A 9,780-nucleotide genomic window follows, 5' to 3' on the forward strand; every position below is an offset into this window, starting at 1 on the left:
GAACCGGACTGTAACCCGGGCCGTGTTCAGGTGGCGGCAATACAGCTGCCACGACCGGCCCGGCCGAAACGCCGACTCAGCCTCGCTGCTGGCGGTACCAGTGTTCGATCAGGCCCCGCGAAATCGAGATCGGTGGCGACAGGCGGATGCCCTGGCCGTCGTCCTCCACATCGCGCGCCAACGCGGCGCCGACCTCGTCGGCACTGAACCAGCGCGCGTCTTCCAGCTCGCCATCCACGGTCGGCAGGTCGTCATGCGCCTGTGCACGGAAGCCGACCATCAGCGCGCCGGGGAACGGCCACGGCTGCGAACCGAGGTACTGGCAGGCGGTCACCCGCACCTTGCTCTCCTCATGGACTTCGCGCACCACGGTCTGCTCGAAGGTCTCGCCGGGTTCGACGAAGCCGGCCAGCACCGAGTAACGGCGCGGGGCCCAGTTCGACTGCCGGCCAAGCAGCAGCCGGCCCTGGTTTTCCACGGCGACGATCACCGCCGGATCGACGCGCGGATAGTGTTCGGTGGAACACTGCGCACAACGGCCGACGAAGCCGCCACGGGCAAACGCCACCGCGCCGCCGCATACGCCGCAGAAGCGGGTGCGCGAGTGCCAGTAGGACATGCCACGGGCATAGCTGAAAGCGGTGGCATCGGCCATCGGCCACAACAACGCAGCCTGGCGCAGATCGAGTCGGCGTGGCGCGCTCACGGTGACATTGCTGGCTTCAACCGAGAACCATGCCTGATCACCGCGCAGCCCCAGGAAAACTGCGGCGCCCGGGCCACCGCCGACGTCGGCGCCGGTCAGCGCCAGCGGCTGGTCGTCATCGCCGGTGAAGGCGCTGCCATCGTGATCGAGGACGAGGATGCGCGCGCCCGGCCACAGGCGCGCCAGTGCATCAGCATCTTCGCGCAGGGCATCGGCGCGCTCCAACGGTTCGCCAACGAAGGCGAAACCGGAAAGCGGCGAAGGAGTATTGGGCATCCGCCAAGCGTGCCGCCAATCGATGCAGGTGGCAAGCCGCAGGCTTTGCGGAAACCGCCTGTGGGTCCGGAGCTTGCTCCACACACCTTGTCTCGCGGGACACAGGTCCCGCGCCCTGGTTACATGCTGAAACTGCTGCCGCAGCCGCAGGTGGTCTTTGCGTTGGGGTTGCGGATCACGAACTGGGCACCGGTCAGGCTCTCGGTGTAATCCACCTCCGCGCCCATCAGGTACTGCAGGCTCAGCGGATCGACCAGCAGGGTCACCCCGCTGGTCTGTACCGCCAGGTCATCCTCGGCACGGTTCTCGTCGAACTCGAACCCGTACTGGAAGCCCGAACAGCCGCCTCCCTCGATGTACACACGCAGGGCCAAGTCGGGGTTGCCCTCTTCCTGGATCAGGGATTTGACCTTGGCGGCCGCCGACTCGGTGAAGTTCAGCGGGCGCTCCAGCGATTGGTAATCGGGCGCGGCAACCGGGGTGGCGCCGGGCAGGGAGACTAGCGTGCTCATGCTGCCAGCATGGGGGTGCCGACGACGGCTTTCAAGCCATCGCCTCGGCCAGCTTGCGACGCGCGGCGGTATCGCCCTTGCCATCATGGGCGTCTTCGCCTTCCGGCGCCGGCAAGGCTGCCATCGGGGCGCTGGCATGGATCAGGCGGCCGTTCAGCTGCGCGCCCGCGTTCATCTCCACCACCTGGTAATGGACGTTGCCATTGACCCGTGCGCTCGGGGTCAACTCGACCTTCTCGGTGGCGTGTACATCGCCGTCCAGGCGGCCGCTGATGACCACCACCTGGGCCCGGATCTCACCTTCGATCACGCCGTGCTCGGCAACCGTCAGGGTCGCACCACTGGCGCCTTCGGCGGCGATCACCTTGCCGTGGATGCGGCCTTCCACATACAGGCCACCACTGAATTCCACATCCCCGCGGATCACCACCTGGTTGCCGATCAGGGCATCCACCACCAGCTGGCCTTCACGGTTGGATTTGCTGCTTCCGAACATCTGCCTACTCCCCTTTGCTGGCCGGCGCACCGGCCTGTTTCCAGTCGAATACCTGGGTGGTACCCCCCGTACCACTCCCCAATGTCACCCGCACGCGTTGCGGGGTGAAGTCAGCCGGCAGCATCACGCTGCCGGTGAGCTGCTGGAAGTACCGGAACGAGTAGTCCTGTCCCGGCACCTTGCTGCGCTGGTGCAGATCATCCCAGCTGATCGTGGCCAGCTTGCCGTTCTTCACGCCTTCCACGGTGAAGCGCATCTGCCCCTGGCTGATGGCCCCGCGGTTGAGGTTCTGGGTCAGCACGGCGGTGTACTGCCAGGTGCCGGCCGCTTCCGGGCTGAACTCGATCGAATGGGTGTTCAGGCCCTTGCGCTGGCTGGTCGAGCCGACCAGCCGCTCATAGAAGGCAACATCGGCGCGCAGCCCGGCGATTTCCTCATCGCGCTCTGCCAGCGAGGACTGCACCTCGGTATTGGCGGCACGGCTGATGCGGTCAGAGGCTTCCAGCGTGGCCTGCTTCTGGCGCAGCTCGGTCAGCTGTGCCTGCAGCGCCTCGGCACGCTTTTCGGCGGCCTGCAGGCGCTGGCCCTGGGCATCGCGCGGGGTGGCCATCCAGCAGCCGCCAAGCACCGCCAGCACCAGGCTGAGCAGCCAGATGCCGCCGATCACCAGCAGGCGGCGACGGTCGGCAGGCGGTTGCGGCGCGCCGGGCAGGCGGACCTGCACGCGCATGGGAGGACGGTTGGTCATGGGTGGTTTCCGGGGTATCGCAAGGGCGACACCGGTACGGCCCCTGTGGCAAACGACGGGCTAGTGTATGACAGGACGGGTGGGTTTCCTGCGCAGTGGCCGGCCACGGTCGGTGGCGTTCAGGCACGCCATCGTCGATAGTGTGGCCCCCTGCACAGTTCCGTCGCCGGAGCACCGCCATGACCGAAGCCCACCTGTTCGTGATCGGCATCCTGCTGGCCTGGCTGGCCGGTATCCGCGTCTACCTCACCGTGTTCGGTGTCGGCCTGGCCGGGCTGCTTGGCTGGGTCGACCTCCCCCCCGCCCTGCAGGCCACCGAATCCTGGTGGGTGCTGGGCACCTCGGCGGCGCTGGCGGTGGCCGAATTCTTCGCCGACAAGATCCCTGGCGTGGATTCGGTGTGGGACCTGGTGCAGACGCTCGCGCGCGTACCGGCCGGCGCATTCCTTGCGGCGGCCACGCTGTCGCCGGATGGCCAGCTGGGCACCGGTGCGCTCGCCGCCGGCGCCGGCGTCGCCCTGGCCAGCCATGGCCTGAAGGCCGGTACCCGCGCCCTGCTCAACACCTCGCCGGAACCGGCCAGCAACTGGGTCGCCTCTGCGGCCGAAGACACCGTCGTGATCGGTGGCCTGGCCCTCGCCCTGGCACACCCGTGGATCGCGCTGATCGTGGTACTGGCCTGCAGCCTGGCCGGTGCGCTGCTGGTGTGGCTGGTCTGGCGCGCCCTGTGGAAGGGCGTGCGCTGGCTGGCGCGCGGTGCATCGGCAGCACCGCCAGGGCACACCGGTACCGGCTGAGCACCGGGCTTGTCGCATAATGGACGCGAACACCAGGAGCACCGATGGCCGCAAACGAATCCCCCGCGGGCGCCCGCCCGGGACGCGCTGAAACCCCTCCGGCCGACCATTGGCAACGCTGGGCCCCCGAGACGGCACCTCCGGCCGTGGACCCACCGATGGCGGCGACCCCATCCCCTGTCGCGGCCGATGCGTCCACGCCGGCCAACAGCGCGCCGCCGCCGCTGCCCGGCCCGATCGCACTGGCCGACGCCGGCAACAACGATCTGGCCCCGTCGCCATCGGACTCGCCCTACCGCGTGCTGATCGTTGAAGACGATCGGGCGCAGGCCCTGTTCGCGCAGAGCGTGCTGCACGGCGCCGGCATGCAGGCGATCGTCCACAACGATGCCGATGCCGCGCTGCAGGCCATTAAGGAGCATCGCCCCGACCTGATCCTGATGGATCTTCACCTTCCCGGCCTGGACGGCATGCGCCTGACCGCGCTGATCCGCCAGCAGCCCGGCCTGCAGCTGCTTCCGATCGTGTTCCTCAGCGGTGATCCGGATCCGGAGCGCCAGTTCGAAGTCCTCGACAGCGGCGCGGACGACTACCTGAGCAAACCGATCCGGCCCCGCCACCTGATCGCAGCGGTGGCCAACCGCATCCGCCGCGCACGAGCCCAGGCCGCGACCCTGCCCGGCGCCACCGGCGCACCGGCCACCAGCAATCCGGAAACCGGCCTGCCGACGCGCCACCACGTGCTGCAGCAGCTCAACACCGCACTCGCCCACCGCGATCAGGGCGGCGTGTTCTTCATCGAAGTGGCCAGCGCGCTGGGCCTGCGCGAACGCTATGGCTATGCCGCGTTTGAACGGCTGATGGTGCAGGCCGGGCAGCGCCTGGCCGAAGCCGGCCATCCGCACCTGCTGGCACGCCTGAACGACAACAGCTTCCTGCTGCTGGCCCGCAGCGCCGACGAGGACGCCCTTGAAAGCATCGCTGCCAGCCTGCGCGAGCAGCTGTCGGCACGTGCCTTCGTGATCCGCGACGACGAATCCGTGCACCTGCGCGGCGTAGTTGGCTATGCACCGCTGTCACCGGGCTTCGAGGATGCCAACAGTGCGTTGGAAGCCGTCGAGCGCACCACCCTGCAGGCGCGCCTGCTCAGCGCCGGGGTGGCCGGCCATGTGCACCGCCAGGCAGTCACCGAACAGGAACACCTGGCGCTGCTGGAAGGACAGCTGGAACTGGCCTATCAGCCGATCGTCGCTGTTGCCGGCGGCAACACCGCGCAGTACCAGTTGCTGCTGCGCCTTCGCCAGGCCGACGGCACCGTGCTGGCGGCCGGGCAGGTGATCCCGGCAGCGGAAGCCGCAGGCCGCATTGCCGATCTCGACCAGCAGGTGATGGATCACGCGCTGGGGCTGCTGGACCTGTACCGCCACGCGACGCAGCCACTGAACCTGTTCGTCTCGCAGTCGCTGCGCACCCTGCAGCGCGACGCCTTCGCCGACTGGCTGCTGGAATCACTGCAGCAGCGCGACCTGCCGGGCAGTGCACTGGTGATCGACGTGCGCCTGCCGGACGCACTGATCCACACCGTGCCGCTGCAGCAGTTCTGCCAGCGCATGGCCAGTGCCGGGGTGCGCTTCTGCCTGAGCCAGTTCGAACCCAGCGGCGAGGCCGATGCCCTGCTGAACCAGCTGCCGCTGTCGTTCGTGCGCATGGCTGCGCGCTTTTCCAGCAGCCATGCCAATCCGGCCACGCGCGAGGAGCTGCGCAAGGCGATCGATCAGGCCCATGCCGCCGGGCTGCAGATCATCGGCCAGCAGATCGAGGATCCGCAGGCTGCGGCGGCGATGTGGGTCGGCGGCGTCGACTACATCCAGGGCAACATGGTGCAGTCGGCCGGCAGCGACCTGAACTTCGACTTCCACAACGCGGTGCTCTGACGTGCCGCTGTGGGGCGTGCTGCTGGTTGCCCTCGCCGCGGCCACCATCGCGCTGATGGTGCTGGGCCTGCGGCTTCGCGCGCGCGACCGTGCGCTGGCGCAGCTGCAGCGCACGCACGGAGCGCTGGCCGCTGAACGGGACCAGCTACGCCATACCACTGAACGCCAGGGCCAGCTGGAACAACAGCTGCTGCAGGCCAAGCAGGCCGCCGAGGCGGCCGTGCTGGCCAAGGGCGAGTTCCTGGCCACGATGAGCCATGAGATCCGCACCCCGCTCAATGGCATCCTGCCGATGCTGGAGCTGATCGCACGCGGGCCACTGAGCGAGGACCAGCGGCAGATGCTGGCCACCGCCTCGGCCAGCTCGCAGCAGCTGCTGCGCATCGTCGACGACATCCTCGACTACTCCCGGCTGGAAGCACAGGCGCTGGAGCTGGAAATCACCAGCTTCAACCTGCGCGATCTGCTCGATGGCGTGGTGCAGCTGATGCAGCGCGCCGCCGACGCCAAGGGCCTGGCACTGGGCCTGCAGCTGGATCCATCGGTGCGCCTGCCGGTGCGCGGCGACCCGGTGCGCCTGCGCCAGGTGCTGAGCAACCTGCTGGCCAATGCGATCAAGTTCACCGCCCGCGGCCAGGTGCAGCTGCGCGTGCTGCGCCTGGGCGAAGGTGCCGCGCAGCACCAGCTGCGCTTCGAGATCATCGATACCGGCATCGGCATCGACGACGCGCTGCAGGCACGCCTGTTCCAGTCTTTCAGCCAGGCCGACGCATCCACCACGCGCATCTACGGCGGCACCGGCCTGGGCCTGGCCATCTGCAAACGCATCATCGACCTGATGCATGGGCGTATTGGTGTGCAGTCCACGCCCGGCCAGGGTGCTACGTTCTGGTTCGAGATCCCGCTGCTGAAGGTTCCTGGCGACCTGCCGGCGATGACGCGCGCGCCGGCACCGCTGCTGCTGTTCAGTGCCGATGCAACGCTGCAGGCACGCATCGAGCGCATCGCTGCCCACCATGGACTGCAGGTGGAGGTGCTGGCGCAACTGGACAGCGTGGTCGAGCGCCTGCGCGCTCCCGCGCGGCCCGGAAAACCGGCACCCGCCTGGCTGCTGGTCGATGCGCGCGCACGCCGCAACGGCGAGGCCACGCTGCAGCTCGCACTGGGGGAACGCGGCGACGACGATGCACTGCAGGTACTGTGGCTGCAGGAGGATGCGATTGCGCAACGCCCCCGCCAGCGCCAGCTGCCCTCCCACTTCGACGACGCCGCCCTGCATGCACTGCTGGCAGCACCGGTCGCCTCTGCCCGCCCCGCTGCGCTGCTGGCCAGCGCGGAACACGAGCAACCGGCTGCCACGCTGCCGCCGCTGCATCTGCGCGTGCTGGTGGTGGAGGACAATACGGTGAACAGGATGGTGGCCGAGCAGCTGCTGCGGGTGTTCCAGTGCGAGGTGCGCAACGTCGCCGATGGCGAACAGGCCCTGGCCGCCCTCCGCGAAGGCGGGCTGGACATCGTGCTGATGGATTGCCAGATGCCAGTGCTGGACGGCTACGCCGCCACGCGCCGCTGGCGCGCCGAAGAAGCGGAAACCGGGCATGCGCGATTGCCGATCATCGCGATGACCGCCAATGCGATGGCCGGCGACCGCGAGCGCTGCCTGCAGGCTGGCATGGACGATTACCTGTCCAAGCCGATCGCACGCGCCACGCTGCATGCGCTGCTGCAGCGCTGGGGTGGCGGTAAAGCCGCAGCACCTGCACGGCCTTCTGTAGAGCCGGGCCATGCTCGGCTGACGGCCAATTGCAGTCGCACGCCATCAGCCGAGCATGGCTCGGCTCTACCGAATCCGGAAAAGCAGGTGGCGCCAGCAGCACAACCGGTGCTCGACCGCGATGTACTGGATGAACTGCACGCGGTGATCGGCGATGCTGCCACCCAGATCGTCACGGTATTTCTTGAAGATGCGCCGGCGATGGTGCAGCAGTTGCAGCTGGCCGCGCGGAACAGCGATGAACCGCGCATGCAGGCCGTCGCGCACAGCCTGAAATCATCAAGCGCGAACGTGGGGGCATTGTCGCTGTCGGCGATCGCGCAGCGGATCGAGCACGAGGCCCGTAGTGGCAGCCTGCAGCGCCCCGCAGTCGCGGTGGCGCTGCTGGTTGCGGAATTCGCCCGGGCGCGCGTTGCACTGACGGGCTACCTGGCACAGCATCGCGCCGGCCAGGACCGCTGATTCACTCTTCCAGCTTGCTCAGCAGGTACTTCGGCTCGCCGATGCGCTCGATCAGGTCGAGCTGGGTTTCCAGCCAGTCGATGTGCTCTTCCTCCGAGTCGAGGATCTTCACGAACAGCTGGCGGCTGACATAGTCGCCAACCGAATCGGAATAGGCCACCGCCTCGCGCAGGGTGACCACGCCATCGCGTTCCAGCGACAGGTCGCACTGCAGGATTTCAGTCGGGTTCTCGCCGATGCGCAGCTTCCCGAGCGCCTGGAAGTTCGGCAGGCCTTCGAGGAACAGGATGCGGTCGGCGAGCATGTCGGCATGCTTCATCTCGTCGATCGATTCCTTGTACTCGTGTTCGGCCAGTTCCTTGATGCCCCAGTTCTTCAGCATCTTGGCGTGCAGGAAGTACTGGTTGATCGCGGTCAGCTCGTTGTAGAGGACCTTGTTGAGGAATTCGATGACCTTGGTGTCGCCCTTCATGGGGATGCTCCTGCACGCTGAAAACGCAGGCACTGTAACGCCTTGCGTGCGGTGGTGAAGGAACGCGAATCGTGCGCATTGGCCTGCGCGGTTGCAGGTGAAGGACGCGAAAGCGCGGCGTCAACAGGCCGCGAGGAAACGATCAGGCAACCTGGGCCAGGCCCAATACCGGCAGCGGCAGATCGTGCGTCGCGCGTGCCTTGGCCAGCAGGTCGCCGGCCATGTCCAGGCAGGAACCGCAGGTGGCACCGCAACCGGTACGCATGGTCAGTTCGGCCACCGTGCTGACACCATGGTGGGCGGCTTCGCGGATCTGGTGGTCGGTGACTCCGTTGCAGATGCAGACGTACACAGGGGGAACCGGGCTGGCAGGCCAGAAGCGGCCTGTTGCCTATTCCAATGGAAACGAGAATGGTTGTCAATCAGAGACCTGAACCATTCTCGATACCGTTCACAGTCGGATTGGCCGGCCCGCCGGACAGCCCGGTCCTGCTGGAAACAGCCGGCGGGGACGCGTTGTGACGGATCGGCCCGCAGCCTGCGTGGCCTCCCATTCAAACCGCCCCGGACTCCCCCTTGGCCTTGCGCGGCCAGTAGCCGCCGCGCTTGGGCGTGCGCTTCCGGGGCCTGTCATGGCCGGCCGCGTGGCCCGGCATCCAGGCCTCGGCGGCACTCTTGGGCATGGCGCTGACGCCCTGCCCGGCCACCCCACGCGCCAACGGCGCCAGGTGTCGCAGCGCGCGCGCATAGACGCCACGCTTGAACATCACCACGTGCTCCACCGGGTACCAGAAGTCCACCCACCGCCAGTGGTCGAACTCGGGCGAGTCGGTATGGTCCAGCTGCACATGCGATTCATCGCCGGTCAGGCGCAGCAGGAACCAGACCTGCTTCTGCCCGATGCAGACCTGCCGTTCATTGCGGCGGATGGCCCGCGCCGGAAGCTTGTAGCGCAGCCAGCCGGGCGTCGCCCCGAGCACTTCCACGTGCTCAGGCAGCAGGCCGGTCTCTTCCTGCAGTTCACGATACATGGCCTCGACAGGCGTCTCGTCGGTGTTCATGCCACCCTGCGGGAACTGCCAGCCGTCCCGGCGCACGCGTCGTGCCCAGAACACCTGGCCGTCCTGCCGCATCAGCACGATGCCGACGTTCGGTCGATAGCCGTCCGGATCGATCACGATGCGGACTCCTAAGAAAATCTACTGGTCGGGACTATCCCATGCCCTCTGTCGGCCCACAAGCACGGCACAAAAGTGTTGACAGGGCCGATACACATCCGCAGAATAGCGGGCTCACCAAGGCTATGTAGCTCAGCCGGTTAGAGCACAGCACTCATAATGCTGGGGTCGGTGGTTCGAGTCCACCCATAGCCACCACACTGAAAATCAAGTTGTTTTTCAGTGTGAAAAGTGAGAAAATAGTTGCACGTTTTGCCCCGTCGCCAAGCGGTAAGGCACCTGACTCTGACTCAGGCATTCGGTGGTTCGAATCCATCCGGGGCAGCCAAATTAAAAGCAAAAGGCCAGATCGAAAGATCTGGCCTTTTGCTTTTAATTTGGTCGCGCATTCCACCTGATCCCTGCGCCTGTCGGCGCGCGCCCCC

General features: G+C 67.2%; 10 protein-coding genes and 2 tRNA genes. 5 read left to right on the forward strand and 7 right to left on the reverse strand.

The genetic code is table 11. The features are described 5' to 3' along the window. Positions 1-76 precede the first annotated feature (76 nt). The 4 genes from nudC to ACM0O9_RS12820 all read right to left on the reverse strand — a co-directional run bounded on the left by nudC (position 77) and on the right by ACM0O9_RS12820 (position 2,738). Positions 77-982 (reverse strand): NAD(+) diphosphatase, encoded by a 906-nt coding sequence (gene nudC, locus ACM0O9_RS12805; protein WP_065178883.1) that lies wholly within the window; start codon positions 980-982, stop codon positions 77-79. Positions 983-1,101: 119 nt separating this feature from the next. Then, the gene (erpA, locus tag ACM0O9_RS12810; RefSeq protein WP_005419789.1) at positions 1,102-1,494 is read right to left on the reverse strand and encodes an iron-sulfur cluster insertion protein ErpA; all 393 of its coding nucleotides are present in this window, start codon (positions 1,492-1,494) and stop codon (positions 1,102-1,104) included. 31 nt (positions 1,495-1,525) lie between these two features. Further along, on the reverse strand, positions 1,526-1,990 hold the full coding sequence (locus ACM0O9_RS12815; protein WP_053497672.1) for a bactofilin family protein: 465 nt from the start codon (positions 1,988-1,990) through the stop codon (positions 1,526-1,528). Between the two features lie 4 nt (positions 1,991-1,994). Beyond that, a complete protein-coding gene (locus ACM0O9_RS12820; RefSeq protein WP_005419791.1) occupies positions 1,995-2,738 on the reverse strand; it encodes a DUF6776 family protein in 744 nt (247 codons plus the stop codon). A gap of 179 nt (positions 2,739-2,917) precedes the next feature. Between ACM0O9_RS12820 and ACM0O9_RS12825 the strand changes: the two genes are divergently transcribed. From ACM0O9_RS12825 to ACM0O9_RS12835, 3 genes are read left to right on the forward strand one after another with little or no spacing between them, the layout of a single operon-like run. Next, entirely contained in the window at positions 2,918-3,535 is a 618-nt protein-coding gene (locus ACM0O9_RS12825) for a DUF4126 domain-containing protein (protein ID WP_005419792.1), read from the forward strand. Positions 3,536-3,579: 44 nt separating this feature from the next. After that, positions 3,580-5,469, forward strand: coding sequence for an EAL domain-containing protein (locus tag ACM0O9_RS12830; protein ID WP_032954585.1), 1,890 nt, complete (start codon positions 3,580-3,582; stop codon positions 5,467-5,469). Position 5,470: 1 nt separating this feature from the next. Continuing rightward, positions 5,471-7,705 carry an ATP-binding protein gene (locus ACM0O9_RS12835; protein WP_414603692.1) on the forward strand — a complete coding sequence of 745 codons (2,235 nt, stop codon included), beginning with the start codon at positions 5,471-5,473 and terminating at the stop codon, positions 7,703-7,705. Between the two features lies 1 nt (position 7,706). On the opposite strand, the gene bfr is transcribed toward ACM0O9_RS12835, so the two are convergent. The 3 genes from bfr to ACM0O9_RS12850 form a co-directional block, all read right to left on the reverse strand. Next, positions 7,707-8,177, reverse strand: a complete 471-nt coding sequence (bfr, locus tag ACM0O9_RS12840; protein ID WP_005419804.1) for a bacterioferritin — start codon at positions 8,175-8,177, stop codon at positions 7,707-7,709. A 142-nt stretch (positions 8,178-8,319) separates the two neighbouring features. Beyond that, entirely contained in the window at positions 8,320-8,529 is a 210-nt protein-coding gene (locus ACM0O9_RS12845) for a (2Fe-2S)-binding protein (protein WP_065178881.1), read from the reverse strand. Positions 8,530-8,731: 202 nt separating this feature from the next. Then, on the reverse strand, positions 8,732-9,355 hold the full coding sequence (locus ACM0O9_RS12850; protein ID WP_005419809.1) for an RNA pyrophosphohydrolase: 624 nt from the start codon (positions 9,353-9,355) through the stop codon (positions 8,732-8,734). A gap of 121 nt (positions 9,356-9,476) precedes the next feature. On the opposite strand from ACM0O9_RS12850, the gene ACM0O9_RS12855 reads away from it, so the two are divergent. Both ACM0O9_RS12855 and ACM0O9_RS12860 read left to right on the forward strand, forming a co-directional pair. After that, positions 9,477-9,553 (forward strand) — tRNA-Met (locus ACM0O9_RS12855). Between the two features lie 55 nt (positions 9,554-9,608). Further along, positions 9,609-9,683, forward strand: a tRNA-Gln gene (locus ACM0O9_RS12860). Positions 9,684-9,780: the final 97 nt, after the last annotated feature.

This window comes from Stenotrophomonas sp. FR012 (assembly GCF_047520565.2).
Taxonomy (GTDB): domain Bacteria; phylum Pseudomonadota; class Gammaproteobacteria; order Xanthomonadales; family Xanthomonadaceae; genus Stenotrophomonas; species Stenotrophomonas sepilia.

Excerpts from the sequence above, each read along its gene's own strand:
- nudC (WP_065178883.1), bottom strand. The coding sequence starts at position 982 with ATGCCCAATACTCCTTCGCCGCTTTCCGGTTTCGCCTTCGTTGGCGAA.
- erpA (WP_005419789.1), bottom strand. The coding sequence starts at position 1,494 with ATGAGCACGCTAGTCTCCCTGCCCGGCGCCACCCCGGTTGCCGCGCCC.
- ACM0O9_RS12815 (WP_053497672.1), bottom strand. The coding sequence starts at position 1,990 with ATGTTCGGAAGCAGCAAATCCAACCGTGAAGGCCAGCTGGTGGTGGAT.
- ACM0O9_RS12820 (WP_005419791.1), bottom strand. The coding sequence starts at position 2,738 with ATGACCAACCGTCCTCCCATGCGCGTGCAGGTCCGCCTGCCCGGCGCG.
- ACM0O9_RS12825 (WP_005419792.1), top strand. The coding sequence starts at position 2,918 with ATGACCGAAGCCCACCTGTTCGTGATCGGCATCCTGCTGGCCTGGCTG.
- ACM0O9_RS12830 (WP_032954585.1), top strand. The coding sequence starts at position 3,580 with ATGGCCGCAAACGAATCCCCCGCGGGCGCCCGCCCGGGACGCGCTGAA.
- bfr (WP_005419804.1), bottom strand. The coding sequence starts at position 8,177 with ATGAAGGGCGACACCAAGGTCATCGAATTCCTCAACAAGGTCCTCTAC.